24 protein-coding genes and 1 pseudogene are annotated in these 25,713 nt (G+C 61.8%); 11 read left to right on the top strand and 14 right to left on the bottom strand.

The features are described from left to right. Nucleotides 1-106 precede the first annotated feature (106 nt). The 3 genes from D3M70_RS18875 to D3M70_RS18865 all read left to right on the top strand — a co-directional run bounded on the left by D3M70_RS18875 (nt 107) and on the right by D3M70_RS18865 (nt 3,718). Nucleotides 107-790 carry a response regulator gene (locus D3M70_RS18875; RefSeq protein ID WP_120127211.1) on the top strand — a complete coding sequence of 228 codons (684 nt, stop codon included), beginning with the start codon at nt 107-109 and terminating at the stop codon, nt 788-790. Continuing rightward, nucleotides 787-2,115, top strand: a complete 1,329-nt coding sequence (locus D3M70_RS18870) for an ATP-binding protein (protein ID WP_120127210.1) — start codon at nt 787-789, stop codon at nt 2,113-2,115. Before D3M70_RS18875 ends, D3M70_RS18870 begins: the two co-directional genes overlap by 4 nt. Nucleotides 2,116-2,437: 322 nt before the next feature. Continuing rightward, nucleotides 2,438-3,718: a serine/threonine transporter gene (locus D3M70_RS18865; RefSeq protein ID WP_120127209.1), complete on the top strand. Its 1,281-nt coding sequence runs from the start codon at nt 2,438-2,440 to the stop codon at nt 3,716-3,718. An 89-nt stretch (nt 3,719-3,807) separates the two neighbouring features. Here D3M70_RS18865 and D3M70_RS18860 read toward each other — a convergent pair whose 3' ends face one another. Continuing rightward, complete coding sequence (locus tag D3M70_RS18860) at nt 3,808-4,602, bottom strand: SDR family NAD(P)-dependent oxidoreductase (RefSeq protein ID WP_120127208.1); 795 nt, start codon at nt 4,600-4,602, stop codon at nt 3,808-3,810. A 215-nt stretch (nt 4,603-4,817) separates the two neighbouring features. Here D3M70_RS18860 and D3M70_RS18855 point away from each other — a divergent pair, with 215 nt between their 5' ends. Continuing rightward, complete coding sequence (locus D3M70_RS18855; protein ID WP_120127207.1) at nt 4,818-5,600, top strand: DeoR/GlpR family DNA-binding transcription regulator; 783 nt, start codon at nt 4,818-4,820, stop codon at nt 5,598-5,600. Here the strand turns inward: D3M70_RS18855 and D3M70_RS18850 are convergent. From D3M70_RS18850 to D3M70_RS34265, 5 genes and pseudogenes are all read right to left on the bottom strand, one after another. Next, nucleotides 5,597-7,090 carry a diguanylate cyclase gene (locus tag D3M70_RS18850; RefSeq protein WP_120127206.1) on the bottom strand — a complete coding sequence of 498 codons (1,494 nt, stop codon included), beginning with the start codon at nt 7,088-7,090 and terminating at the stop codon, nt 5,597-5,599. The genes D3M70_RS18855 and D3M70_RS18850 overlap by 4 nt on opposite strands. A 311-nt stretch (nt 7,091-7,401) precedes the next feature. Then, on the bottom strand, nt 7,402-8,736 hold the full coding sequence (locus D3M70_RS18845; RefSeq protein WP_120127205.1) for an MFS transporter: 1,335 nt from the start codon (nt 8,734-8,736) through the stop codon (nt 7,402-7,404). 88 nt (nt 8,737-8,824) lie between these two features. Further along, nucleotides 8,825-10,378 carry a UxaA family hydrolase gene (locus D3M70_RS18840; RefSeq protein ID WP_120127204.1) on the bottom strand — a complete coding sequence of 518 codons (1,554 nt, stop codon included), beginning with the start codon at nt 10,376-10,378 and terminating at the stop codon, nt 8,825-8,827. Between the two features lie 211 nt (nt 10,379-10,589). Beyond that, nucleotides 10,590-10,757: pseudogene (locus D3M70_RS34270) on the bottom strand (hypothetical protein); the annotation flags it as partial. A gap of 1 nt (nt 10,758) precedes the next feature. Beyond that, nucleotides 10,759-11,486: LysR family transcriptional regulator (locus D3M70_RS34265; protein ID WP_375232995.1), on the bottom strand; the 728-nt coding region annotated here is incomplete at its 3' end. 224 nt (nt 11,487-11,710) lie between these two features. Here D3M70_RS34265 and D3M70_RS18830 point away from each other — a divergent pair. The 3 genes from D3M70_RS18830 to D3M70_RS18820 all read left to right on the top strand — a co-directional run bounded on the left by D3M70_RS18830 (nt 11,711) and on the right by D3M70_RS18820 (nt 13,996). Then, on the top strand, nt 11,711-13,024 hold the full coding sequence (locus D3M70_RS18830) for an L-fuconate dehydratase (RefSeq protein WP_120127202.1): 1,314 nt from the start codon (nt 11,711-11,713) through the stop codon (nt 13,022-13,024). A gap of 205 nt (nt 13,025-13,229) precedes the next feature. Then, complete coding sequence (locus tag D3M70_RS18825) at nt 13,230-13,649, top strand: YidH family protein (protein WP_120127201.1); 420 nt, start codon at nt 13,230-13,232, stop codon at nt 13,647-13,649. Next, a complete protein-coding gene (locus D3M70_RS18820) occupies nt 13,646-13,996 on the top strand; it encodes a DUF202 domain-containing protein (RefSeq protein WP_256659919.1) in 351 nt (116 codons plus the stop codon). Before D3M70_RS18825 ends, D3M70_RS18820 begins: the two co-directional genes overlap by 4 nt. A 175-nt stretch (nt 13,997-14,171) precedes the next feature. Here the strand turns inward: D3M70_RS18820 and D3M70_RS18815 are convergent, their stop codons facing one another. Next, entirely contained in the window at nt 14,172-14,726 is a 555-nt protein-coding gene (locus tag D3M70_RS18815) for an Rrf2 family transcriptional regulator (RefSeq protein ID WP_120127200.1), read from the bottom strand. Between the two features lie 25 nt (nt 14,727-14,751). Between D3M70_RS18815 and D3M70_RS31745 the strand changes: the two genes are divergently transcribed. From D3M70_RS31745 to D3M70_RS18800, 4 genes are all read left to right on the top strand, one after another. Beyond that, a complete protein-coding gene (locus D3M70_RS31745; protein ID WP_133306493.1) occupies nt 14,752-14,958 on the top strand; it encodes a hypothetical protein in 207 nt (68 codons plus the stop codon). 130 nt (nt 14,959-15,088) lie between these two features. Further along, on the top strand, nt 15,089-16,294 hold the full coding sequence (locus D3M70_RS18810) for an NAD(P)/FAD-dependent oxidoreductase (RefSeq protein WP_120127199.1): 1,206 nt from the start codon (nt 15,089-15,091) through the stop codon (nt 16,292-16,294). Between the two features lie 156 nt (nt 16,295-16,450). Further along, nucleotides 16,451-17,203 carry an SDR family NAD(P)-dependent oxidoreductase gene (locus tag D3M70_RS18805; protein WP_120127198.1) on the top strand — a complete coding sequence of 251 codons (753 nt, stop codon included), beginning with the start codon at nt 16,451-16,453 and terminating at the stop codon, nt 17,201-17,203. Between the two features lie 39 nt (nt 17,204-17,242). Continuing rightward, nucleotides 17,243-17,830 carry a TetR/AcrR family transcriptional regulator gene (locus D3M70_RS18800; RefSeq protein WP_120127197.1) on the top strand — a complete coding sequence of 196 codons (588 nt, stop codon included), beginning with the start codon at nt 17,243-17,245 and terminating at the stop codon, nt 17,828-17,830. On the opposite strand, the gene D3M70_RS18795 is transcribed toward D3M70_RS18800, so the two are convergent. From D3M70_RS18795 to D3M70_RS18765, 7 genes are read right to left on the bottom strand one after another with little or no spacing between them, the layout of a single operon-like run. Beyond that, nucleotides 17,831-19,426 (bottom strand): gamma-glutamyltransferase family protein, encoded by a 1,596-nt coding sequence (locus tag D3M70_RS18795; protein WP_120127196.1) that lies wholly within the window; start codon nt 19,424-19,426, stop codon nt 17,831-17,833. Between the two features lie 23 nt (nt 19,427-19,449). After that, nucleotides 19,450-20,334, bottom strand: a complete 885-nt coding sequence (locus tag D3M70_RS18790; protein WP_120127195.1) for an ABC transporter permease — start codon at nt 20,332-20,334, stop codon at nt 19,450-19,452. Continuing rightward, nucleotides 20,334-21,278 (bottom strand): ABC transporter permease, encoded by a 945-nt coding sequence (locus D3M70_RS18785; RefSeq protein WP_120127194.1) that lies wholly within the window; start codon nt 21,276-21,278, stop codon nt 20,334-20,336. Before D3M70_RS18785 ends, D3M70_RS18790 begins: the two co-directional genes overlap by 1 nt. 43 nt (nt 21,279-21,321) lie before the next feature. Continuing rightward, nucleotides 21,322-22,821 (bottom strand): ABC transporter substrate-binding protein, encoded by a 1,500-nt coding sequence (locus D3M70_RS18780; protein ID WP_120127193.1) that lies wholly within the window; start codon nt 22,819-22,821, stop codon nt 21,322-21,324. Continuing rightward, a complete protein-coding gene (locus D3M70_RS18775; protein WP_120127192.1) occupies nt 22,818-23,939 on the bottom strand; it encodes an ABC transporter ATP-binding protein in 1,122 nt (373 codons plus the stop codon). Before D3M70_RS18775 ends, D3M70_RS18780 begins: the two co-directional genes overlap by 4 nt. After that, nucleotides 23,936-24,943, bottom strand: a complete 1,008-nt coding sequence (locus tag D3M70_RS18770) for an ABC transporter ATP-binding protein (protein WP_120127191.1) — start codon at nt 24,941-24,943, stop codon at nt 23,936-23,938. Before D3M70_RS18770 ends, D3M70_RS18775 begins: the two co-directional genes overlap by 4 nt. Beyond that, nucleotides 24,940-25,677 carry a FadR/GntR family transcriptional regulator gene (locus tag D3M70_RS18765; RefSeq protein WP_120127190.1) on the bottom strand — a complete coding sequence of 246 codons (738 nt, stop codon included), beginning with the start codon at nt 25,675-25,677 and terminating at the stop codon, nt 24,940-24,942. Before D3M70_RS18765 ends, D3M70_RS18770 begins: the two co-directional genes overlap by 4 nt. Between the last annotated feature and the right edge of the window lie 36 nt (nt 25,678-25,713).

The raw sequence follows: 25,713 nt of genomic DNA, 5'->3' as shown, positions 1-25,713 counted from the left end.
GGTCGCCCACGGGGTTCCCCAGAATCAAAAGCAGATGCCCGAGACCTGCTGCATAATCCGCCCTTAATCGCTCATTGATTCAATCGCCTTTTTTTCGAGGCCGCCCATGCACGTACTGCTCTGTGAAGACGACGACTTGATTGCCAGCGGCATTGCGGCCGGGCTCGATGCCCAAGGCCTGACGGTCGACCGCGTGGCCACCGCTTCCGCGGCGCGTGCCATGCTGTCGGCGGCGCATTTCGACGTCATGGTGCTGGATCTGGGCTTGCCGGACGAAGACGGCCTGAAGCTGCTGAGACAGTTGCGCCAGCACGGCACCGATATTCCGGTGCTGATCCTCACCGCCCGCGACACCGTCACCGACCGTGTCGATGGCCTGCAGGCCGGCGCCGATGATTACCTGCTCAAACCTTTCGACCTGCGCGAACTGAGTGCGCGTCTGCACACGCTGGTGCGGCGTATGGCCGGGCGCAGTGTCAACGTCATCGAGCACGGCGTGCTGACGTACGATCCGAGCAGCCGCGAAACCCGCCTCGCCGGACAGCCGGTGGATCTGTCGCGACGCGAGCAGGCGCTGCTTCAGGCGTTGCTCAACAACCGCGGTCGGGTACTGTCCAGCGAGCAACTCAAGGATTGTGTCTACGGCTTCGGCGACGAAGTCGAGAGCAACGCCCTCAACGTTCATATTCACCATCTGCGACGCAAGCTCGGCGGCGGCATCATCGAAACCGTACGCGGTCTGGGTTATCGCCTCGGGCCTGCAGGTGAAATACCGGAGCAACACGGATGATGAGCCTCAGAACACGCCTGAGTCTGACCCTCGGCTCGGCGTTCATTCTGATCTGGGTGCTGGCCGCTGCGTGGATGCTGCGTGACCTGCGCACGCAGATGATGGAGTCGCTGGATCAGCGGCTCGAGGCCTCGGCGCGGATGGTGGCGGGGCTGCTGGAGCAGATACAGATGCCCGAGGACGGCGACGGTCGATCGCTGCGCGCCGGAGAACTGAGCATTCCTGCCGGCATGGCCTGTCAGCTCAGTTCGTTGCGCGGACAGGTTCTGGCGCGCACCGAAAGCTCGCCCGCCGAACCGCTCAAGGCCGACTCCAGCGGCTTTCACGATCAGATGATCAATGATCAGCACTGGCGCGTGTACACCATGATGCACGGCAACGTGCGGGTCAGTACGGCGGATCGGCAGATCGAGCGCGACGTGCTGGGGCATTCGGTTTTACTGGCGGCATCGGTGCCGGTGCTGGTGGCGCTGTTTGGCAGTCTGGTGCTGGTGTGGTTTGGCATCGGTCGCGGCCTGGCACCGCTCAATCGCATGCGCGACGCCCTGAATCGACACAGCGCCGATTCGGTCGAGCCGCTGGACGTGCCGAACCTGCCCAGTGAGCTGCAACCGTTGCTCAAGAGCCAGAACCAGTTATTCCAGCGCATTGCCCAGACGCTGGAGCGCGAGCGCCGTTTGACCGGCGACGCGGCCCACGAATTGCGCAGCCCGCTGACCGCCATCAAGACCCACCTGCAAGTGGCCCGCATGACCGAGGGCGACAAGCGCGACAAGGCGCTGGCTCATGCGGAGGAGGGCGCCGACCGGATGCACCGCACCCTTGAGCAGTTACTGTTGCTGGCGCGGGTCGAGGGCAGCTTGTCGTTCGATGACGGTGTGCAATGCGATGCCGAGAAGGTGGCACGACTGGCGATTCACGATGCCAACCACGGCGATGACGAGCGCATCGAGCTGATCCTGCCGACCCAGTTATCCACAGCCCCGGTGGAAATGCCGGCGGCGCTGGCGGTTGCCGCGCTGCGCAATCTGCTGGACAACGCCTTGCGGCATACCCAGGTGGGGGCACGAGTGGAGTTGAGTCTGGAGACCTTCGACGGTCAGGCGCATTTTCGCGTGCGCGATTACGGCCCCGGCATTCCGGAGCCCGATCTGGACAAGCTGACCCAGCGCTTCTGGCGCAACGGCAAGAGCCCGGGCGCGGGTCTTGGTCTTGCGATCGTTCAGGCCATCGTCCAGCGCTGTGCGTGCTCGCTGAAGTTCGACAGCCGCAGCGACGGGTTACGGGTGGAGTTGAGCATGCCGTTGCGGCGGGTCGTCAGTTGACAAGCTCTACACATCTGTAGCAGTCCGGCTTGCCGGCGGTAGGGTTGGCTGAAACCGCCACCGCCACCGCCACCGCCACCGCCGGCAAGCCGGACTGCTACAGAAGATCGACGAGCCCGGCAGCCTGCGTAATGATGTCGCAGTTCCCCCTCGCAAACCCCTGAAAGCATGACCATCCCTCCGACAACCCTTTGATTCTCTTCTCTAATCCCGGACAATCGCTCCCCTTTCCCTGTAGAGAACCGGTCAGGGGCGCTGACTGCCGAGCTTTTCGACGCGCTTTTGACCTTGTAGCTATCACCGGCAACGGAGAATCGACCGGATGAATGATCAGGCCAACAGCGTCGAACAGCGTATCGACGCCGCGCCCGCGAGCGTGACGACTACCTGGAACCGCCACGACACCACCTGGATGCTCGGGCTGTTTGGCACCGCCATCGGCGCAGGCACTCTGTTCCTGCCGATCAATGCGGGCATCGGTGGCTTCTGGCCCCTGCTGATCCTTGCCGTGCTGGCATTTCCCATGACCTTTTACGCGCACCGTGGGCTGACCCGCTTCGTGCTGTCGGGACGTGAAGGCGCCGACATCACCGAAGTGGTCGAACAGCATTTCGGCAAGAAAGCCGGCGCGCTGATCACCTTGCTGTATTTCTTCGCCGTGTTCCCGATCCTGCTGATTTACAGCGTGGCACTGACCAACACCGTCAGCAGCTTTCTTGAGCATCAATTGCACCTGCAACCGCCGCCACGCGCGGTATTGGCCTTTGTGCTGATCCTGGGTTTGCTGGCCGTGGTGCGTTGCGGCGAGCGGATCATCGTCAAGGCCATGAGCCTGATGGTCTACCCGTTCATCGTCGCCTTGCTGTTCCTGGCAGTGTTTCTGATTCCGCACTGGACCGGCGGCATTCTGTCCACAGCCACCAGCGTGCCTGCGCCTTCGGCGTTGCTGCACACTTTGTGGCTGGCGATTCCGGTGATGGTGTTCTCGTTCAACCACTCGCCGATCATCTCCGCGTTTGCCGTGGACCAGAAACGCCAGTACGGCCAGCACGCCGAACAACGCAGCTCGCAGATTCTCGCCCGCGCCCACGGTCTGATGGTGGTCATGGTGCTGTTCTTCGTCTTCAGTTGCGTATTGACCCTGTCGCCGGAGCAGTTGGGTGAGGCCAAGGCGCAGAACCTGTCGATCCTTTCGTACCTGGCCAACCACTTCAGCAATCCGACCATCGCGTTCGCCGCGCCGCTGATTGCGTTCGTGGCGATCACCAAATCGTTCCTGGGTCACTACATCGGTGCGAGCGAAGGTCTCAAGGGGCTGGTGATCAAGAGCGGTCGTCGTCCGTCGCCGCGCGCGCTGGATCGCCTGACGGCCGCGTTCATGCTGGTCGTCTGCTGGTTGGTGGCGACACTCAACCCAAGCATTCTGGGCATGATCGAGACCCTCGGTGGCCCGGTGATCGCCGCGTTGCTGTTCCTTATGCCGATGTATGCGGTGCGCAAGGTGCCGGCCATGCGTCAGTACGCGGGCAAGCTGTCCAACGTGTTCGTTGTGGTCGTCGGGCTGGTGTCGATTTCGGCATTGATGTATTCGTTGCTGCCGTGACGATCTGCAGCGAGCCTGCGCCAGTACCGGATTGCTAGCGGTAAGTGCGCCGAATACGGCGAGTTTAAGCGACACCCCCTGCGAGGCCATCAGGCGATGGTGTCGACCACGCCGCCGTCGACCCGCAGGGCCGCGCCCGTGGTGGCCGATGCCTGTTGCGACGACACGTAGACCACCATGTTCGCCACTTCGTCGATGGTCGCGGCCCGTTGAATGATCGAACTGGGGCGGTGCTGCATGACGAACGCAGCGGCACATTCTTCCAGGGATTTGCCGGTTTTATCCACTTCATCCTTGAGCATGTCCGCCACGCCTTCGGACAGGGTCGGGCCGGGGAGGACGGCGTTGACGGTCACGCCTGTGCCCGCCATGCGCTTGGCCAGACCCCGGGAGATCGACAGGTTGGAGGTCTTGGTGAAGCCGTAGTGGATCATGTCGGCGGGAATGTTCAGCGCCGACTCCGAAGAGATGAACACGATGCGTCCCCAGCCGCGCTTGGCCATGTCATCGGCGTAAGCGCGGGAGAGGCGCACGCCGGACATCACGTTGACGTCGAAGAAGCGCTGCCAGACGTCGTCCGGCGTGTCGAAAAAATCTTGCGGGCCGTAGATACCGACGTTGTTGATCAGAATATCGACCTGCGCAACGGCCTTGACCAGCGCCTCGCAACCGGCGGCGCTGCCGACATCGGTGGCCACGCCTCGTAGCTTCGCGCCGGGGACGTCCTGTTGCAGGTGGGTGATGGCGTCATCCACGGCTTCCTGCTTGCGCCCATTGACGATTACCTCGGCGCCCGCTTCGGCCAGTCCCTTGGCGATGGCGTAACCGATGCCCAGAGTCGAACCCGTCACCAATGCGGTCTTGCCGGTCAAATCGATTTTCATGTCCCAGGTCTCCGTTGCGGTCGAAAGAAAGATGGAGTGTTCAGGGTAGTCCGGGTTCAACGGAATACACGCCAGCGGAACTCCTTCTTGAGGAGATTGCTTGCAGCCTTGTCTGTCTCTCAAATGAAAGCCCCTGATGGGTTTGACTTTTGTTTTCCTGCCGCCGCATGATCCTGCTCGTTTCTGATCGATCCAGCTTGATGTCGAGGCCTTTCATGTCTGCCAGTCCCGAAGCATTTCCCGGCGAGCGTCAGCGCCTGATCACCGAGCGTCTGGCCCTTCACGGTCGGGTGATCGCGGCGGATCTTGCGACGGAATTCAGCGTGTCGGAGCATTCGATCCGCCGCGATCTGGGTGCGCTGGCGGCCGCTGGATTGTGCAAACGGGTGTATGGCGGCGCGATCTCTCTGGCGTCGGATGGGCCGTTGACCGCGCGCATTGAGCACGAGCCTGATCGCAAGCGCTCGTTGGGCATTGCGGCGGCGGGGTTGATCAGTGCCGGCCAGCATGTGTTCATCGATGGTGGTTCGACCAATCTGGCGATCGTCAAGGCGATCAGCCCGCAGATGCCGCTGACCGTCACCACCAATTCGCCGGTGCTGGCGGTGGAGTTGATGAAGTTGCCTTCGGTAGAAGTGATCCTGCTCGGTGGCCGGTTGAGCCCGGTCGCGGGCAGCACGTATGGCTTCACGACGATCCAGCAATTGACCCACTTCAATTTCGACCTGTGCTTCATGGGCGCCTGCGCGCTCGACGCGGTGAAGGGGCTGACTGCGTTCGACATGGACGTGGCCGAGTTCAAGCGCGCCGTGGTCGCGCGTAGCGGGCAAGTGGTGGTCGCGGTGATCAACGAGAAGCTGGCGAGTATCGCCCACTATCAGGTCGCGCCGTGCGACGAAGTGGGCGCGCTGGTGGTCGAGCACGACGCGCCGCCCGACCGGCTGGAGCTGTTTCGCGGCAAGGTGGCGCAGATCGTGATGGCTCACCCGAGCCGCTAGATCGCCGAACCGCCTTGCCAGATTTCGGTACGATTGCGCCCCTCGTGTTTGGCAACGTACAACGCGGCATCGGCCCGTTCGACAAAGGCTTCCATGGTCGGGCATTCCTGCGCCTGACAGCCATAGACCCCAAGACTGATGCTGACGATGCCGCTGGGGTTGCCCTGGTGTTCGATGCCTCGCGTCAGCACCGCCTGACGAATTTTCTCTGCCAGCAGAAAAGCCCCTTGGGCTTCGCTGTACGGCAGGAATACGGCCATTTCCTCACCGCCATACCGAACCGCCAGATCACCCGTGCGGTTGAGATTGCCGCGAATGCATTCGGCCACGGCGACGATGCATTTGTCGCCGGCCACATGCCCGTAGTTGTCGTTGTAACTCTTGAAGAAATCGATATCGATCATGATCAGGCTCAGCGGGTGCAGATTGGGTTGCCCTTTGGCGAATTCGAGTCCGAGGATTTCCTGAAAGTGACGACGGTTGGCTAGGCCCGTCAGGCTGTCTTGCAACGCCAGTTTTTCCAGCGAATGGCTGGCGATGCGCAATTGCGACTCGGCATTGAGCCCGAAACGGATCTGTTGAAACAGCAGCACGCCGAACAGCAGGTTGGCGACCACCACGCAGACGATGATCGCCAATGAACGCCAGGCGTATTGGCGCCATTCATCGAGAACTTCGTGTTCCGAGAGCCCTGCAAGCACCACCAGTGGATAACGATCCAGACGCTTATAGCCGTACAAGCGGATTTCGTGGTCGAGGATCGATTGCACGGTGGCCGTGCCTTCATAGCGCTCCTTGAGGTGTTTGCGGAACAGTTCGCCGTCGGCAATCGATGCCCCCCTGACGTTGTCCATGGTCGGGCGGCGTGCTAGGACGGTCCCGTCCGCCATGGCCAGGGTGATGACGCCCTTCGTGCCGATGTCGAAGCGGTCGAAGAACCGGTCGAAATACGCAAGCTCGATGGTCGCCAGCACCACCCCGGCAAAATTGCCTGCCGAGTCGTTGACGCGCCGCGAGATCGGAATGATCCAGTCGCCTGTGGTGCGGCTTCGGATGACCTGGCCGATGTGGGGCAGGGCGCTGTCTATAGACTTGTGGAACAGAAAATATTCGCGGTCTGCATTGTTGGCATTGGCGGGCATGCGACTGAGGGAGGTCGCGGCCCAGTTGCCGTCCTTGTCATAGATGAACAGACCTTGAATCTGTTCGACGCTGGCGGCCGTTGCGCGCAGGTAGTCGTGCATGCGTGAACTGGTGGCGGCACCGAAGCCGTCGTAGGACAGCCGCTCGACGATGCCGACGACGGGAATGTCCGCTTGGTCGAAGGTGTCATCCGCCTGCTGCGCCATTGAGCGCGAGAGGTTGGCGACGGTGGTGTTGGCGATCTCCAGCTCATGGGCGCGGGCCTGGCGCAATTGCCAGAGCGTGATGCTGGTAATGGAAAAGCAGACCAGAACGGTGAAAAAACCCGCCAGCCACAACACAGGCATGCGCTTTAGCCGCCTGCTCCTGGCGCCAAAGTCTGTCCCTTCTACTTGTCTCAATCCCGACCCTCGCTGACGTCTACGATCTCAGACCCACCCTTGCGGCGAACGCTCCATGGTTCGAGGCCCGCAGGGTATCGCAACAGCGACCGTCTGACAGAGAGAGTAGGACAAGTAGGGGATTTTGAAGGGAAAAATCAGAGCCAGTTGGTGTTCGATCTGTAGCAGCACGGCTTGCCGGCGGTGGCGGTGTGCAATGGTCACCGCCGGCAAGCCGTGCTGCTACAGGTCCGGTGTAAGCCGATAAATGCGGGGACTCAAACCTGACGCCCCTGCACGTCATTTACCTGCGGCTGCCAGTTCTTTTGCGCCGCACCGGTGTGCACCGGAATTGGCGCCTTGAGCAGCACGAAATAGGCGACCGCCGACAGCAGGGCGACAATCGCGCTCATCGCGAAGGCTGTGGCGAAGGTGCCGGAATACTGCACGCTGAAACCGGTGACAATCGGCGCCACGGAACCTGCAATGTAGCCGCCGAAGTTCTGGATCGAACCCAGCGAGGCCACGCGTTTGCTGTCGACCACGGTGTTGACCACCATCCACGCCGTGGCACTGGAGAGGTTGATGCCGAACAGCGCCAGGCACAGCAGAGCGATACAGCCGCCCAGACTGGTCACGAAGGTCAGCGGCAGGGTAAACACGGCCGCGAATACCAGGCCGCCGATCACGGTGTATTTGCGGCTGTTGAGCACGCCGACGCCCCGTTTGACCAGGCGGTCGCAGATACGCCCGGCAGCGATGGTGCCGATGGCACCGAACACATAGGCAAACGACACCACCCAGGCGGTCGAGTAGGGGTCCAGACCATGTTCGCGCTGGAAGTAACCTGGCAACCAGGTCAGGTGCAGCCAGAGCATGTAGATCACGCCCATGAAGCCGAGGAAGGTGCCCCAGGTGCTGCGGTGCTTGAACAGGTCCAGCCAGCCCGCGAAGAACGAGCCCTTCGGCGCCACGTCGACCACGGTCGGCTCGCGAACCACGTTGACCGGTTGTTCGCCCCGGGCTTCCAGCTCTTTGAGGTACTGCGCGCGGCTTTTGTAGAACATCAGCCAGCACAGGGAAAGGACGATACCCAGGACGCCGGTGATGATGAACATCCCGCGCCAGCTGAAATTGACCATGAACAACGTCAGCACCGGCGGCGCCAGGCACGGCCCGATGCAGGTGGCCGACCAGACGATCCCCGTCGGGGTGCCGCGCTCATGTTCCTCGAACCACTCGTTCAGGGTTTTCGCCGCCGACGGAAACATCGGTGCTTCGCCGATACCGAGCAACACCCGCAGCGCAAAGAAGCCGCTGAAGCTGTTGATGAACCCGGATGCCGTCTGCGCTACGGACCACACCAGCAGTGCGCCGCCCAGCGCGATCTTGCTGCCGAGCTTGTCGATCACCATGCCCATCGGCAGTTGCGCGAAAGCATAGGCCAGCGAGAATGCCGAAAGCAGGATGCCCATCTCCGACGGGCTGATCAGCATGTCTTTCTGGATGGAGGTGTTGGCGATGGACAGCGCGCTGCGGTCCAGATAGTTGACGATCCCGAACAGCATCAAAAAGACGACGGTAATCGTCTGGTAGGTCTTCAGGGTTTTCATAGGCACCTTTTTTATTGTTGTTAAGGTTGCTGGCTGCGGCGACGGATCACGACACCGCAGTGGATGTATTACCCCGTTGCGTCATCCATCAGGTGATCGCACCGATCTGCCACGGCACGAACTCGTTCTGCCCGTAGCCATGCTGCTCGCTCTTGCTGCGCGCGCCGGACGCGATGTCCAGCATCATCTGAAAGATGTAGGCGCCACGCTCCTCGATGGTCGTGCTGCCGTCCGCGATGCCCCCGCAATTGACGTCCATGTCTTCCTGCTGGAATTCGAACACGCGGTTGTTGGTCGCCAGCTTGATCGACGGTGTGGGGGCACAGCCGTACGCCGAACCGCGACCGGTGGTGAAGGCGATCAGATTGGCCCCACCGGCCACCTGGCCGGTGGCGGAAACAGGGTCGTAGCCGGGGGTGTCCATGAACACCAGACCCTGCGCGCTCACCGCTTCGGCGTATTCGTAGACGCCCATCAGATTGGTCGAGCCGGCCTTGGCCACGGCACCGAGGGATTTCTCGAGAATCGTCGTCAACCCGCCTGCCTTGTTGCCGGCCGAAGGGTTGTTGTTGAGTTCGGCGTTCATCCGGCGGCAGTAGTCTTCCCACCAGTGGATGCGCTGAACCAGTTTTTCGCCGACGGCGCGGCTCACCGCCCGACGTGTGAGCAGGTGTTCGGCGCCATAGATTTCCGGGGTTTCGGAGAGAATGGCGGTGCCGCCAGCGGCCACCAGCCGATCGACCGCGTTGCCCAGTGCCGGATTGGCAGTGATGCCCGAGTAACCGTCTGACCCACCGCATTGCAGGCCGACGATCAGGTGACGGGCGCTGACGGTTTCACGCTTGATCTGATTGGCCTGAGGCAGCAACGACTTCACTTGCTCGATCCCGCTGGCGATGGTTTTCGAGGTGCCACCGGTGCCCTGAATGGTGAAGGCGCGCAGTTGATCGGTGGCCTTGAGGCCCTGGCTGTCGAGCAGGTCCTGAATCTGATTGGTCTCGCAGCCCAGCCCGACTACCAGCACGGCGGCGAAATTGGGATGCACGGCGTAGCCCGCCAGGGTGCGGCGCAGCAGATCGATGGCCTCGCCCTTGGAGTCGATGGCGCAGCCGGAACCGTGGGTCAACGCCACAACGCCGTCGACGTTGGGATAATCGGCCAGGGCTTCGGGATGAATGTCGCGCCGAAACTGATCGGCAATCGCTCGGGCCACCGTGGCCGAGCAGTTCACCGACGTGAGGATGCCGATGTAGTTGCGCGTCGCGACCCGGCCATCGGCGCGGACGATGCCTTGAAAGAACGCCTCGGTTTTCGGGGTTTCGTGAACATCGACGCCAAACGCGTAATCGCGGGAGAAGTCCGACATCTCGACGTTCTGCACATGCACGTGCTGGCCCGCTTCGATGGGCTGCGAGGCGAAACCGATGATCTGCCCGTAGCGGCGCAATGGCTGTCCCTGCTCGACGCGAACCGTCGCCACCTTGTGCCCGGAGGGGATGTCCTGAAGTACGATAATGCCTTCTTCCTCCAGGTGGGTCCCTTCGCTCAATGCCTGGCGGGCAACGAGGACGTTATCGAGGGGATTGAGCCGGATGACCAGAGCGCTGCTGTCGAACGCTGGTGTTTTGGCGATGAGTTCCATGCAGCCTCTCAGGACGGTTGCCACCTGCATCGAGTTCACGACGCTTAACACCGCAACGCGGTTCCGAGGTAAGGAACAGCACCGTTACAGGGGGCCATATTCTTGTTGTTCGAGGGCGGTGCGTGCCGCCCGGTTGTGAATCACTCTATGAAGCGTTGCGATAATTTCCCAATGAAAGGTTTCGATTGATTGATAACGGTTGGTTATCGAATCAGCCAGCCATCTGTTGCTTGAGAAACGCTATCAATCCCTTGACCGCAGCGGAGTTCGGACGTGCCCTTGAGGTCAGCAATCCCAGATTACCCATCGCCAGCGGCAACTCCACGGCCAGTACGCTGATCATGCCGTAGCGGGCGTAATGTTCGGCGACGTCGTTGGGNGTCGCCAGGATCGAGCTGGTTTCGATGATGTCCAGCGGCTGGATCAGTTGCGCGGCCTTCAGCGCGTTTTCTACCTGGCGGCGCATCGGGCTGCCAATAGGGTGCAGTATCCAGGTCAGCGGAGCCAGATCTGCCAGCGCCGGTTTGTGTCTGGCGCTCAATGGATGGCCGGGGCGGGCGATGATACGCATCTGCTCGCCCTGTTCGAACAGTTGAATATCCAGACCCTGGCTGTCCAGTTGATCCGGCAGGCGCCCCAGTACGACGTCGAAATCTCCGCGAATCAGCGCCGGCAGCAGCATGTCGCTGGTGCCGACCTCGATGGCGACCCGGACTTTGGGATGTTGCGCCTTGAAGGCCAGTACCCCGCGCGTCAGCAGGGTTGGCACCGGCCCCATGACCGAGCCGATGCGCACCATGCCTGCCGCGCCGCCGGCCAGTTCGGCGATCTGCGCTTCGGCGTATTCGAACTCATGCAGCGCGCTCTGTGCATAGCGAATCATCACCTCGCCGAACACGGTCGGTTGCATGCCCCGGGGCAGGCGCTCGAACAACGGCACGCCGAGTCGATCCTCCAGTTGCTGCAGCAACAGGCTGGCGGCGGGCTGAGAGGTGTGAATCGCCGCGGCGGCCTTGCGCAGGTTCCCCAACTCGCCCAGCGCGTTGAGCAGGGCAATCTGACGGCTGGAAATTTTCAGCGTGGCGAATTTTTCGGGCAAATCAGACATATCGGATTAGGTATCGATCGTTAGGATTTCGCGATTATGCCTGTATCGGTAATCGGCCTACAGTCGCATTTATCGATAGACGCGATCCCTGCAGGAGCGCGCTTGCCCGCCAAACATTGGTTCAGGTAACGCGTTGTCGACTGGCGAAACGAAATCGCGGGCAAGCGCGCTCCTACAAGGATTGCGGTGTCCCGAACTTTTAGCAGAACAACAAGAGTGCCCACATGCAAATCACCTCTGTCTCCATCCGCGACATTCGTTTTCCTACGTCGCTGTCCCTCGACGGCTCCGATGCGATGAACAGCGCGCCGGACTACTCGGCGGCCTACGTCGTGCTGCACACCGACTCTCCCGACAATCTTGAAGGGCACGGCCTGACATTCACCATTGGTCGCGGCAACGAAATCTGCGTCGCCGCCATTGAATCGCTGGCGCCGCGCATCGTCGGCCTGAGCCTGGAAGCGATCACCGCCGACATGGGCGCGTTCTGGCATGACGTCACGGCAGGAGACAGTCAGTTGCGCTGGCTGGGGCCGGAGAAGGGTGTGATCCATCTGGCGACCGCTGCGCTGGTCAATGCGGTATGGGATCTGTGGGCCAAGGTCGAGGGCAAGCCTGTCTGGAAGCTGCTGGCCGACATGACCCCCGAGCAGTTGGTGAAGTGTCTGGACTTCAGCTACGTCACCGACGCCATTACCCCCGAAGAAGCCATCGCCCTGTTGCGGCGCCAGGCCCCGGGCAAGGCCAAACGCGAAGCGCACATGCTCGCCGAAGGGTATCCGGGCTACACGACTGCGCCAGGCTGGCTGGGTTATTCGGAAGAGAAAATGCGCCGTCTGGCCCGCGAAGCCGTGGCCGAGGGCTGGACCCACATCAAACAGAAGATCGGTTCGGACATCGAGGAAGACCTGCGCCGGGCGGCGATCCTGCGTGATGAGTTGGGCTGGGAACGCACCTTGATGATGGACGCCAATCAGGTATGGAGCGTCGAAGAGTCGATCAGCAACATCCGCAGGCTGGCCGCGTTCGAGCCGTGGTGGATCGAAGAGCCGACCAATCCCGACGACATTCTGGGCCACGCCACGATTCGTCAACGCATTGCACCGATTGGCGTGGCGACTGGCGAGCATTGCCACAACCGGGTCATGTTCAAGCAGATGTTCCAGGCCGGATCGCTGGACTTCTGTCAGGTCGATGCCGCGCGACTGGGCGGTTTGAACGAGGTGCTGATCGTGCTGCTGATGGCGGCCAAGTTCAATGTTCCGGTGTGTCCACATGGCGGAGGCGTGGGATTGTGCGAGTACGTGCAGAACATCTCGATATTCGACTACATCGCCGTGTCCGGTTCGCTGGAAAATCGCGTGCTGGAATACGTCGATCACCTGCACGAGCATTTCCTCGATCCGGTGGTGATCCGTCGCGGGCGCTACATGCCGCCCAAGCGTGCGGGCTACAGTATCGAAATGACGGCCGAGACCCTGGAGCGTTATCAGTACCCGAACGGGCCGGTGTGGGTGGATCTGGCTAATAAGCGGTAGCAGTCCGGATTGACGGCGGTGGCGTATGAAAGATCGCTACCGCCGGCAAGCCGTGGGGCTGCCAATGTTCACTGTCGCGGATGTATGGCTTCGGCTCCCGTAAGCTGGATCTTGCGGCCGCAGGCACAGCAATGTCGCTGCCGGTGCGGGTCTTTCCCGGTCATCATCGGTATGATCGCGGACATCTACCCGACCTCGGTGCGACATGAACTCTCCGAACCCCGGCAACGTCACGACCCCTGTCACTGCCTCCCCTGATCGCGATCGTCTGTCAGCCGCTTTGCTGGGGGGGGGTTGCGAACCTGACCCTCGCTTCACCCTCGCCAATGAGCGCACCTTTCTGGCGTGGATTCGCACCGCGCTGGCCTTTCTCGCCGGCGGCATCGCGGTCGAGGCTTTCACCGGCGAGGTGTTCAGCCCCGGTTTGCGCCGCGCCGTGGCGTTATCGCTGTTGATACTGGCGATGCTGGTCAGTGCCAGCGCCTGCATTCGCTGGCTCAAGGTCGAGCGTGCCATGCGTCAGCGCAAGCCACTCCCTTTGCCGGTTCTGGTGCCGATCCTGTCGCTAGGCGGCGCACTGGTGGCGGCGGGGTTGATCGTCTTCCTTATATATGGCGCATCGTGAGCCGTCGCGTCCCATCATCGGTCCCGTTGACCCTAGGGCATGACGATCCGGGGCTGCAACCGGAGCGCACGCTGCTGGCGTGGCGCAGAACGCTACTGACGCTGATCGTCGTCTGCACCCTCTTCCTGCGCTGGATTCCCCATTTCGGCCTCATCGCCTTGCTGCCGATCATCGTGTCGCTGGCCGCCAGTCTGCTGATCCAGCTCGCGCTGAATTCGCGCTACCGCAAAAGCGCGCGGGGCTTAAGAAACGAGCGCATTCCAGCGCCGTTGCGTGAGGTGGTGGTGCTGGGCACGACGGTGATCGTGCTCGGTGTGGTGGGGGTTTATGCGGTGCTGTTTGGTTAATCCGGCACAGGCTCTGTAGCAGTCCGGCTTGCCGGCGGAGGCGGACTCAAAATCGCCGCCGCCGGCAAGCCGGTCTGCTACAGGGGCATTGGCATATGTCAGGTTCGGAATTGTGACTGATCCAGCGCGGTCTCGAGCAAGCTCTCTCTCCCACGGATTTGTGGCGAGGCGCTGGTTAATCGTCCACCTGCACCACTGCGATGCCGTCACTGGCAGCACCCGCACGATTGTCCTTGCGCTCGCTTAACCAGCCACTGATCTGACTTGCAAATTCGGCCGGTGCCTTGCGGCCCGTACGGCGTGCCAGATCGAGAATGGTCTGCTGATCCAGCGCCTCTTCCATGCGCTTCTGCGCGGTCAGCATCGCCGCATTGATTCCGCAGATGCCTTCGGTCGCCCATTGCGGCGCGCACCCATCGAACACTGCACAACGACCACGAATGTCCCGGCAATCGAAGATCAACTTGCGCCCGTCAATGGCCGTGACGATGTCCAACAGGGTAATTTCGTCAGACGGTCGACCCAGCTTGAAGCCCCCCCGCACACCCTCGGTCGCCACCACCAGTCTGGCTTTCGCCAACTTGGTGAAGACTTTCGCCAGGTATTCCTGTGGCACGCCTTGCAACTCGGCCAGATCCCGCACGCTGGCTTCGCGACTGTCGCCTCGCTCATCCACCAGATAAAGCAGGCAGTGAATGCCGTATTCGACACCCGCGCTGTAAAGAGACATCTAAATCTCCGACTGAATTGATCGTGTGAAAGCTAACAATTTGCCAGCCTCACCGCAAGGATTGCAGTTTAGGGATGACGAGTGGTGCGTCCAGGGTGCCGCTAAGCCGGCCCGTGAGATGAATGGTAAATGCATACAAGCTATTGATTTAATAGTTATTTATCTGATTTATCACGTTGTGTCTGTTTCTGGAGTCGAAAAAGAACTTGCTGAAATCAACTACGATCAATAGAGTCGTAGTTGTCTTGGGGGCGGTTGCCAACTCCGACTGAATGAACCCGCACTGGCCGATCGGACTTTTTCCTCACCAGGTCACTGCGTACCCAACCTGAAAACGACTAATTTCCTCTCTGGAGCACACTATGAAAAAGCAGATTCTGATTGTCGGCGCGGGTTTTGGCGGGATGTGGAGTGCGTTGAGCGCCATGCGTGTGCTGGATAAACATGAGCGCAATGACGTCGAAGTCACCGTGTTGGCACCAGAAGCCGTGCTTGGTGTGCGTCCTCGTTTCTACGAGCAGGAAGTGCATCAGATGCAGTCACCGCTGGGCCCGCTGTTCGATGCGGTCGGCGTGACCTTCATCAAAGGCATGGCCGACACCATCGATGCGGCCGGCAAAACAGTCAGCTTCACCGACGCCAGCGGGACGAAAGCCTCGATCAACTACGACAAATTGGTTCTGGCCACCGGCAGCCGCGTGGTGCGTCCGGCCTCGGTGCCGGGTGTCGAACACGCCTTCGATGTCGACCTGATGCAAGAGGCCACGCGCCTCGAACAGCACATTAAAGCATTGGCACGGCAACCGGAGTCGGCGCCGCGCAATACCGTCGTGGTCGCTGGTGGCGGCTTCACCGGGATCGAAACCGCAACTGAAATGCCAGCGCGCCTGCGTGCGGCGTTGGGTGCCGATGCCAAGGTTCGTGTGATCATCGTCGACCGTGGCGAGAAGGTCGGCGCCGCACTGGGCGCGAACATCAGCCCGTCAATCGTCGAAGCTACTGAAGCGCTGGGGGTGGAATGGGTGGTTAACGCTTCGGTGGCGTCGGTGGACAGCCACGGTGTGACCCTGGCCGACGGGCGCCGCATCGATGCCAGCACCGTGGTCTGGACCGTGGGCGTGCGCGCAAGCTCGCTGACCGAACAGATCCCCGGCGAGCGCGACGCCTCTGGTCGTCTGCATGTGGACCGCAACCTCAAAGTCATCGGTCAGAACGACATCTTCGCCACCGGCGACACCGCCTACGCGGCCACCGACGATGAGGGCAACTTCGCCCTCATGACCTGTCAGCACGCCATCGCACTGGGCCGCTCGTCCGGCAACAACGTCGCCGCCGACCTGCTGGGCGAGGCACCGATTCCCTACAGCCAGGTCAAGTATGTCACCTGCCTCGACCTCGGCGTCTGGGGCGCGGTCTACACCGAAGGTTGGGACCGTCAGGTCAAGTTGATCAAGCAAGAGGCCAAGGAACTGAAACAGCAGATCAACTCGGTATGGATCTACCCTCCGGTGGCCGAGCGCGAAGCGGCGCTGGCTGCAGCGGATCCGATGATCCCTGTCGTCGCGTAAACAAGTGGTAAACACGAAGGCGCCTAAAGGGCGCCTTTTTTGCATCTGATAGAGATAATTATGGATTAAATTATCTTTAATAGGTTGATTTTTAATAGCCGCCTGGACGCTAATAGGTCTGTTATAGATAAATTAATCCACTAAAGGTGTCATGAAATGACCGTCCCATCCCAACGCTTCACCAGCAAGACGGCGCTCGTTACAGGGGGCTCCCGTGGTATCGGTGAGGCCATCGTGCGTCGTCTGGCAGAAGAGGGCGCCGCCGTTGCGTTCACCTATTCGGCTTCTGCCGACAAGGCCAATGAGCTGGTCGCCAGCATTCGCGCCCAAGGTGGCAAAGCCTTGGCAATCAAGGCCGACAGTAGAGTAGCAGTAGATATCGAGCGCGCGGTCACAACCACTGTCGAGCAGTTCGGCGGGCTGAACATTCTGGTCAACAACGCGGGGATCCTCGGCCTGGGTTCGGTCGATGATTTCAGTGTCGAAGCGCTGGACGAGATGTACGCGATCAATGTCCGAGCAACCTACATCGCCGCCAAGGCAGCGTCGAAAGTCATGAACCGTGGCGACCGCATCATCACGGTCGGCAGCGTGGCAGGGCAGCGTTCGGGATTCCCCGGGTCAAGCGCGTATTCCATGACCAAGTCAGCGATCACCGGTATGATTCGCGGCCTGGCATTGGACTTCGCCCCACGCGGGATCACCGTCAACAACATCCAGCCGGGTCCGACCGCCACCGACATGAATCCGCCCGACGCGCCCTATCTTGATCACGCCATCGCACTGGTACCTCTGGGACGATTGGGCAGGGCGGACGAAATCGCCAGCATGGCCGCGTACCTGGCCAGCGACGATGCATCGTTCGTGACCGGCGCGAGCCTGACCGTGGACGGCGGGTATCTCGCCTGATTTCAGGCAAACGTCGCACCTTCAACCCTGAGGCAGCCCATGGCAAGACCGAGACAATTCGACCGTGACGAGGCGCTGCTTCAGGCGATAAGGGTGTTCTGCGACAAAGGTTTCGCGGCGGCTTCGACCGAAGCGCTGATGGCAGCGATGAACCTGAGCCGACAAAGCATGTACAACTCGTTCGGCGACAAGCGTCAGTTGTACATCGAGGCGATGCAGCAGTATCAGGCCAACAGTATCAGCGACCTGATCTGGCGCCTGAGCAAGGACGCCACGCCGCTGGAGTCGCTGCGTAACACGCTGTTGTCCTTCGCCTCCCGCGCCGAAAGGGAAGGGACTTCAGGCTGCATGGGGGTCAATGCGATCTGCGAGTTCGGGATGAGTGACGAAGAGCTCAATCAGCTCTGCGCCAGTTCGGGAAGAACCTTGCGGGCGGCGATGGAGCGGACCTTGAAACTGGCCGTCGAACAGCAACAGATCCCGGCGACTATCGACATCGCCGGGGCCTGTGATTTCCTGCTGTCGACCCTCAGTGGCATGAAGGTCAGCGCCAAGGGCGGGGCCAGCCGCGAGCAGTTGCAGGCGATTGCCGAGTTTGCCGTTCGGGCCCTGGGGCCAGCAATCTAATCAATACGCCGCCACCAACCCATCCTTGCGCGGATCGGTCCCACCCACATACCCGTGGGCGGTGCGCTGAATGATCTGCGCGCCGCCGAAGGCGAACACGCCGCTTGGGTCTTCGATTTCGACCTCATGGCCCTTGGCGCGCAGCTCTTCGACCACCAGGCGATCGAACGAACGCTCCACGGCCACTTTCAGACCCGCTTCGATCCGCCAGCGCGGCGCATCGGCGGCGGCTTGCGGGTTTTGTTTGTAGCGCAGGATGCGCATCATCATTTGCAGATGCCCCTGGGCCTGCATCGGGCCGCCCATCAGGCCGAACGACATCAACGGCGTGCCGTCGGCATTCATTACGAAGCCCGGAATGATGGTGTGGAAAGGGCGTTTGCCCGGCGTGACGATGTTGACGTGTTCAGGATCGAGGCTGAAACCCGCACCACGGTTCTGCAGGCTGATGCCGGTGCCTGGCACGACGACGCCGGAGCCGAAGCCCATGTAGTTGGACTGGATGAACGAGACCATCATGCCGCTCTCGTCGGCGGCAGAAAGGTACACCGTGCCGCCAGCCTTGGGCGCGCCGTGCTGAGGGTCGGCGGCCTGTTCGGTGACCAGTGACGCGCGCTCCATGAGGTAGGCCGGGTCCAGCAGGTGCTCAGACTTCAGGCGCATGTGGTCGTTGTCGGCCACGTGGTGATTGAGGTCGGCCAGCGCCAGTTTCATGGCTTCCAGCACCGGGTGCACGGTCTCGACGCTGTCAACCGCGTGCTCGCCGACCCCGAGGGCTTCGAGCATGATCAGGCCGGCGAGGGTGGCGATGCCCTGGCCGTTGGGCGGCAGTTCGTGGACCACGGCACCGGCGTAAGGCACCGAAATCGTGTCGATCCAGTCAACGCTGTGATTGGCCAGGTCGTCGAGGCTCATCACGCTGCCGTTGGCGTTGGCATGGGCGATGATCGCCTGAGCCAGCTCGCCGCGATAGAACGACTCGCCCTTGGTTTCAGCGATCAGTTCCAGGGTGTTGGCGTGGTCCTTCAGGGTGATCTTTTCACCGGCGGCGGGTGCTTTGCCGTCCGGCAGGAAGCACTCGGCGAAACCGGGCTGATCCTTGAGCAATGCGCCGCCACGACGCCACAGTTCGGCAATGATCGGCGTGACCTGATAGCCGTTGCGCGCATAGCCGATGGCCGGTGCCGCCAGCGTTTCGAAAGGCAACTTGCCGTAGCGCTCGGACAAGGCGACCCAGGCCGAGACTGCGCCCGGTACGGTCACCGATGGCCAGCCGCGTTGCGGCATTTCTGTCTGGCCGGCGAAGTGCTCGGGCGTCCAGCCCTGGGGCGAGCGACCGGAGGCGTTGAGGCCTTGAAGCTTCTTGCCGTCCCAGACAATGGCAAACGCATCGCTGCCGATGCCACAACCGGTCGGCTCCACTACGGTCAGGACCATGGCCGCTGCGATGGCGGCATCCACCGCGTTACCGCCGCGACGCAGCATGTCCAGGCCTGCCTGAGCGGCCAGTGGCTGCGAGCAGGCCACCATGTTGTTGCCCATCACCGGCGAGCGGGCAGACGCGTAAGGTTGGCTGTAATCCAGATCATCGAACATGAATTTATCTCTTCGGCAGTTGATCAGCTTTTCGGGTCGAGTGCGTCACGCAGCCCGTCGCCCAGCAGGTTGAAGCACAGCACGGTGATGTAGATCGCCACGCCCGGCGCGATGGACATCCACGGCGCCTGCTCCATGAAGTTTTTTGCGGTGTTGAGCATCGAGCCCCAGGACGGCGAGGGCGGTTGTTGGCCCAGACCGAGGAACGACAGACTGGCTTCGGCCAGAATCGCCGAAGCGATGGTCAGCGTCGCTTGCACCACCAGTGGTGAAAGCACGTTCGGCAGCACGTAGCGCAGGATGATCCAGCGATTCGGCAGACCGATGGCGCGTGCGCCTTCCAGATAATCTTCGTGACGGATCGCCAGCACCTGGCCCCGCGTCAGACGCGAGAATATCGGCATCGCCGACAGGCCGATGGCGATCATTGCGTTGGTCAGGCTTGGGCCCAGGAACGCGCCCAGCGCAATCGCCAACACCAGAAACGGGCACGACAGCAATGCTTCCATGATTCGCGAAATCACGGCGTCGAGCTTGCCGCCGAAGTACCCGGCCAGCAGGCCCAGGGGCACGCCGATGATCATGGCAATGGCAACCGAAACGCCTCCCGCCAACAGCGAACTGCGCGCGCCCCAAAGCAGTCGGGAGAACAGGTCGCGCCCCAGTTCATCGGTGCCCAGCCAATACATCATCGACGGCGCTTTGCGCACCGCGAGGAAGTTGGCTTTCAATGGATCGTAAGGGGCAATCCATGGCGCCAGCAGCGCTGCGAGGATGAACACGATCAGCACCACGGCGCCGATCACCGCGCCCTTGTTGGCGAGAAATTTCTTCATGAATGGCGAGCGAGTGCGCGGCTTCAACGACTCTTTGTGAGGCACTGCAGGGTTAACGGCAATCGAGGTCATCAGGCAGTCCTCAGACGTGGATTGATCAGGCGATAGAGCACGTCGGCCAGCAGATTCAGCAACAGAAAGCCGATGGCCACGCACAGCACCACGCCCTGGACCACGGCGTAATCGCGGTTGAACACGGCATCGACGATCATCTTGCCGAAGCCGGGAATGCTGAACACTTGCTCGGTGAGCACTGCACCACCGAGTAGTTCGCCGAACAGCAGCGTGGTCAGGGTGACGATGGGCATCAGAGCGTTGCGCAACGCATGTTTGAGAATCACCGTGCGCGGGAACAGACCCTTGGCCCGTGCCGTACGCACGTAGTCGGCGCGCAGCACTTCCAGCATGGCGCTGCGGGTATGGCGCATCAGCACGCCGGACAACCCGGCGCCGAGCACGAATGCCGGGAGAATCAGGGTTTTCAGGTTCTGCCCGACGTCCTCACCCAGAGGCACGAAGCCCGACGCCGGCAGCCATTGCAGCTTCACGGCGAAGATCATGATCAACAGAATTCCCAGCCAGAAGTGCGGAATGGAAATCCCCGACAACGCAAACACGTTGGCGGCGTAATCGGTGGCCGTGCCTTTGCGCACGGCGGAAATCACCCCGGTGGGAATGCCGATCAGCAGCGCGATGATCAACGCCAGCACCGCCAGTTCGATGGTTACCGGCAGCTTCGAAGCCAGCAGCGTGGTCACCGGTTGCTCAGTGCGCAGCGAGGTGCCGAAGTCACCTTGCAACACGTTGCCGACCCAATGGACGTACTGCAGTGGCACTGGATCGTTGAGCCGGTATTTCTCGCGCAGGTATTCCATCACCGCCGGGTCGCGCTCTTCGCCTGCCATGGCCTGCACCGGATCGCCCGGCAACAGCTTTTGCAGGGTGAAGACGAACAACGAGACCAGGATCAACGTCGGAATGGCGCTGAGCAGGCGTCGCAGAATGAAAATCAACATGGCGATTCCTCGCAGCCCGAACGGTTATCCACAGGGGCCGTGATCATTTGAAGGCGACGTTGTTCAGGCGAATCAAACCATCGGGGTTGGGCACGAAACCGGTCAGGTTGCTGCGCATGGCGATGATTCGCGGATCGAAATACAGGTAGCTGGTCGGCACGTCGTCGGCGAGCAGGCGCAGGGCTTCGAAATACAGCGCCTGACGCTGCGCCTGGTCGTTGACAGTGCGTGCCTTGTTCAGCAGTTCGTCGAGTTTCGGGTCACAGAAGTGACCGTCGTTCTGACCGCCCTTGCAGGTCACGAACTGGTGGATGTCGCCATCCGGATCAGGCCGACCGGACCAGGCGCTCATGCCGATCTGGAAATTACCTGCCTGTTGTTCGCTGAGCAGCGTGGCGTATTCGGTGGCGATCAGGTTGACCTTGAAACCGGCTTCTTCGGCCATGGCCTGAATGATCTGACCGACCTGCTGCGCGATGGGGTTGTTGGCGACTTTCAGCTCGACATTGACCGGCGTTTTCACGCCTGCTTCGGCCAGCAGCTTCTTGCTCGCTTCAACGTCTCGCGCTGGCAGCGGCAGGGACTTGTCGTAGTACGGGCTGTTTTTCGGGAATGGCTGCGCGCTCGGTGCATACAGACCTTCGAACACCACCTGATTGATTGCGTCGCGGTCGATGGCCAGCTCGAACGCCTTGCGCACTCGCTTGTCCTGGCCCAGTGGGTTGTTGGCTTTATCACCGTTGTTGGTGTTGTACATCAGTTGCATGTAACCCAGGCCAGGGGTGCTGAACACCTGCACATGGCTGTCGGCCTTGGCGGTCTTCACGTCGGTCGGCGCCACGCGCTCGATGATGTCCAGATCACCGGAACGCAGGTTCGCCAGACGCACCGAGGTATCCGGAATGGGCAGGAAAATCACCTTGTCGAAGTGGTACGCCTGCTTGTTCCAGTAGTTGTCGAAACGCTCGAGCACAATGCGATCCTGCTGCACGCGCTGGACGAATTTGTACGGGCCGGAGCACACCGGTTTCGAGCCGACATCAGTGGCGGACGCCTTGGGTGCGAGCATCATTCCGGCGCGGTCGGACAGCTGCGAAATCAGCGTGGCGTCAGGCTGCTTGACCTTGATCGCTACGGTTTTCGCGTCGATCACATCCACACTTTCCACTGACGACAGTTCGCTCTTGCGCAGCGAGTCGGGCAGGGTGCGGGCGCGGTCCAGGTTGAACTTCACGGCGGCGGCGTCGAAGGCTTCGCCATCGTGGAAGGTCACGCCCTCGCGCAGGGTCATGGTCAGGGTCTTGCCGTCTTCGCTCCAGTTCCAGGCCGTGGCCAGTTGCGGTACGTAGGTCAGGTCCGGGTTGATGTCTACCAGCTTGTCGCACAGGGCGGTGTACACCAGACGCCCCGAGTAGGTGCGCGAACGATGCGGGTCGAGTACGTCAGGATCGTCCTGAATGCCGATGCGCAGGGTGGTTTCAGCGACAGCAGCATTCGCAGCGAGCAGCAACAACGTGGTTGTCATCAGGTGGGCGAACTTCATGGCTGGCTCTCCAGAGAAAGGGCTTGATGGCTTTTGAACAGATTCAGGCGTTGGCTGTAGGCGGCGCTGGGCGTTGGCACGATCAGCGAGCCGGCGCCGGCGTTGGCGATTTCACGCCAGTAATGGCAGGCGACCTGACGTCCCGGTTCGACGGTTTCGAACGTCGGTTTCAGCTCGCGGCACAGCGGTTTGGCGTGCGGGCAACGGGTATGAAAGCGGCAGCCAGACGGCGGCTTGCTCGGGCTTGGCATGTCGCCGCCGAGCAGCGGGCGAGGGCGACGCAAATCCGGATGGCTGACCGGTACCGCCGCCATCAGCGCCTGGGTGTAGGGATGAAACGGCGTCTCGAACAGCGCGTTGACCGGTGCCAGTTCGACGATTTCGCCGAGGTACATCACGGCCACTCGGTCGCTCATGTGCCTGATTACCGCCAAGCCGTGGGCGACGATCAACAGGGTCAGGCCGAACTGATGCTTGAGGTCTTCCAGCAGGTTGACCACCTGCGCCTGCACCGACACGTCCAGCGCCGACACCGGTTCGTCGCCGAGGATCAGCCTTGGCTCAGAGGCCAGGGCACGAGCGATGCCGATGCGCTGGCGCTGGCCGCCGGAAAACTCGTGGGGGAAGCGACTGCCATGCTCCGGCGCCAGGCCAACCGTGCGCAGCAGTTCGGCGACCTTGTCCTGACGCGCGCTGCGGCTGTCGTCTCGGTGCAGCCAGATCGGCTCGCCAATGATCGATTCCACACTCATGCGCGGGTTCAGCGACGCGAAGGGGTCCTGAAAGATGATCTGCAGATCGCGGCGCACCTGACGCAGTTTGTCGGCGGGCAGATTGCCCAGATTGCGTCCTTCATAGATGACGTCGCCAGCGGTGGGTTTGAGCAGGTTCAGCAGCACGCGGCCCAGGGTCGATTTCCCGGAGCCCGACTCGCCGACTAACGCCAGTGTTTCGCCGCGACGGACCGCCAGCGAGACTTCGTTGACCGCCTGCACCGGCGGCTTCTTGCGCTGGAACAGGCCTGCTTCGCTGTGGAAATGTTTGCTGACGGCGATGCTTTCCAGAATCGGTTTTTCCAGTCCGGCTGCGTCGACGATGTTGTTCTGCGACAGGTTCATGCGCTGGCTCCCAGATGCTGTTCCAGTGGCGCTCGAATGCACGCGGCGAAGTGGCCTTCGGAGAGTTCCAGCAGGGGCGGGCGAGCGCCGTGACAGGCGCCGATGACGAACGGGCAACGGCTGGCAAAGCGGCAACCGCTGGGCATTTCTGCGGGTGTCGGGACGCGACCATTGATCGTCGCCAGACGCCCTTCGCGTGGCCCCACCGAGGGCATCGACCCCATCAGGCCGATGGTGTAGGGATGCTGCGGATCGTCAAACAGCGTCTTCACCGAACCGCTTTCGACGACGCGTCCGGCGTACATCACCATGACCTCGTCGGCGACTTCCGCCACCACGCCGAGGTCATGGGTGATGAGAATCATCGAGGTGCCGGTCTCGGCCTGAAGGCTGGCGACCAGCGACAGGATCTGCGCCTGAATCGTCACGTCCAGCGCGGTGGTCGGCTCGTCGGCGATGATCAATGCCGGGTCGTTGGCCAGGGCCATGGCGATCATTGCGCGCTGGCGCATGCCACCGGAAAGTTCGTGGGGATAGGCGTCCAGACGCTGAAGCGCATCGGGCACGCGGACCTTTTCCAGCATTTCCAGAGCGCGTTTTCGGGCAGCGTTGGCAGACACGCCCTGATGGCGCATCACGCTTTCGGCGATCTGCTCGCCGATGGTGAACACCGGGTTGAGCGAGGTCATCGGCTCCTGAAAGATCATCGCCATGCGATTGCCGCGCACGTCCAGCAGACGCTCATCGGACATCCCCAACAGCGGTTCGTCGAGCAGGCTTGAAGCGCTGGCCTGGACTTTGGCGGTGTCGGGCAGCAGGCCCATCATGGCCATGGACGTCACGCTCTTGCCGCAACCGGACTCGCCGACGATGGCCAGGGTCTTGCCCGCCTCAATGGAAAAGGACACGCCGTCGACCACATTGGCCGGCGCATCCTTGAAGCGCACGGTGAGGTCGCTGACGCTCAGTACTGCGCGTTGCTGATCGCGAGGGGTGTCGCTCATACGCTGGCCTCAAGGTCTTGTTGAATGACGTGATCGAGGGCTTGCTGCAAGGCGCGCAGGTGACCGCGCATGGCAGTGGCGGCCTTGACCGGGTCACGGGTTTCGATGGCGCTGACGATGTCGTCGTGGTCGTGGCTGTAGGTGTCCAGCCTGTCGGCGTTGCGGGCGCGTTGGCGCAGGTCTCGCCAGGCGGGGTCGAGTCGAATCGCGTCGAGCATTTCGAAGATATCCAGCATCAAGCGGTTGCCTGCGGCTTCGGCGATACCGCGATGCAGCGCGCTGTCCCAGAGCTCGATGCCTTCGGCGTCGATCTCGGTCGCGTGCTGCTGGCGCTCGGTGCGCTCGGCGAGGCGGCGCAGGATCGCCATCTGTTCGCCGTTGGCGCGCAGTGCGGCCAGTGAGGCGAGGGCCGGTTCCAGGTACAGCCGTGCTTCCATGACTTCGCTGAAATTGGTCCGGCTCGACAACTTGGCGAAACTCATCGCCGCGCTGGGTGGGGTCGGGCCCACGAACGTGCCTTTGCCTTGTCGGCGCCAGATCTGGCCTTCGGCTTCGAGCACGGCGAGCGCGCGGCGGATGGCTCGGCGACTTACACCAAAATCCACCGCCAGTTCACGCTCGGTAGGCAACGCCCGCTGGGGAAACGCCGCCTGTTGCGCCACCATCTGGCGCAGGGCATCCAACGCCATTTTCGACGAGTTGTCGTGAGGTGCGTCGGTCTCGAACTTTTCCATCTTGGTCTCTCGTGACGGGATGAAAAACAGGTGCCG

This window comes from Pseudomonas sp. LS-2 (assembly GCF_003605735.1).
GTDB lineage: Bacteria > Pseudomonadota > Gammaproteobacteria > Pseudomonadales > Pseudomonadaceae > Aquipseudomonas.
Note: the sequence above shows the minus strand (reverse complement) of the source record. Positions and strands in the feature narration are given on the sequence as shown.

Bases quoted from the DNA above. Each gene is read 5' to 3' on its own strand.
- D3M70_RS18875 (WP_120127211.1), top strand. From the start codon at position 107: ATGCACGTACTGCTCTGTGAAGACGACGACTTGATTGCCAGCGGCATT.
- D3M70_RS18870 (WP_120127210.1), top strand. From the start codon at position 787: ATGATGAGCCTCAGAACACGCCTGAGTCTGACCCTCGGCTCGGCGTTC.
- D3M70_RS18865 (WP_120127209.1), top strand. From the start codon at position 2,438: ATGAATGATCAGGCCAACAGCGTCGAACAGCGTATCGACGCCGCGCCC.
- D3M70_RS18860 (WP_120127208.1), bottom strand. From the start codon at position 4,602: ATGAAAATCGATTTGACCGGCAAGACCGCATTGGTGACGGGTTCGACT.
- D3M70_RS18855 (WP_120127207.1), top strand. From the start codon at position 4,818: ATGTCTGCCAGTCCCGAAGCATTTCCCGGCGAGCGTCAGCGCCTGATC.
- D3M70_RS18850 (WP_120127206.1), bottom strand. From the start codon at position 7,090: ATGCCTGTGTTGTGGCTGGCGGGTTTTTTCACCGTTCTGGTCTGCTTT.
- D3M70_RS18845 (WP_120127205.1), bottom strand. From the start codon at position 8,736: ATGAAAACCCTGAAGACCTACCAGACGATTACCGTCGTCTTTTTGATG.
- D3M70_RS18840 (WP_120127204.1), bottom strand. From the start codon at position 10,378: ATGGAACTCATCGCCAAAACACCAGCGTTCGACAGCAGCGCTCTGGTC.
- D3M70_RS18830 (WP_120127202.1), top strand. From the start codon at position 11,711: ATGCAAATCACCTCTGTCTCCATCCGCGACATTCGTTTTCCTACGTCG.
- D3M70_RS18825 (WP_120127201.1), top strand. From the start codon at position 13,230: ATGAACTCTCCGAACCCCGGCAACGTCACGACCCCTGTCACTGCCTCC.
- D3M70_RS18815 (WP_120127200.1), bottom strand. From the start codon at position 14,726: ATGTCTCTTTACAGCGCGGGTGTCGAATACGGCATTCACTGCCTGCTT.
- D3M70_RS18810 (WP_120127199.1), top strand. From the start codon at position 15,089: ATGAAAAAGCAGATTCTGATTGTCGGCGCGGGTTTTGGCGGGATGTGG.
- D3M70_RS18805 (WP_120127198.1), top strand. From the start codon at position 16,451: ATGACCGTCCCATCCCAACGCTTCACCAGCAAGACGGCGCTCGTTACA.
- D3M70_RS18800 (WP_120127197.1), top strand. From the start codon at position 17,243: ATGGCAAGACCGAGACAATTCGACCGTGACGAGGCGCTGCTTCAGGCG.
- D3M70_RS18795 (WP_120127196.1), bottom strand. From the start codon at position 19,426: ATGTTCGATGATCTGGATTACAGCCAACCTTACGCGTCTGCCCGCTCG.
- D3M70_RS18790 (WP_120127195.1), bottom strand. From the start codon at position 20,334: ATGACCTCGATTGCCGTTAACCCTGCAGTGCCTCACAAAGAGTCGTTG.
- D3M70_RS18785 (WP_120127194.1), bottom strand. From the start codon at position 21,278: ATGTTGATTTTCATTCTGCGACGCCTGCTCAGCGCCATTCCGACGTTG.
- D3M70_RS18780 (WP_120127193.1), bottom strand. From the start codon at position 22,821: ATGAAGTTCGCCCACCTGATGACAACCACGTTGTTGCTGCTCGCTGCG.
- D3M70_RS18775 (WP_120127192.1), bottom strand. From the start codon at position 23,939: ATGAACCTGTCGCAGAACAACATCGTCGACGCAGCCGGACTGGAAAAA.
- D3M70_RS18770 (WP_120127191.1), bottom strand. From the start codon at position 24,943: ATGAGCGACACCCCTCGCGATCAGCAACGCGCAGTACTGAGCGTCAGC.
- D3M70_RS18765 (WP_120127190.1), bottom strand. From the start codon at position 25,677: ATGGAAAAGTTCGAGACCGACGCACCTCACGACAACTCGTCGAAAATG.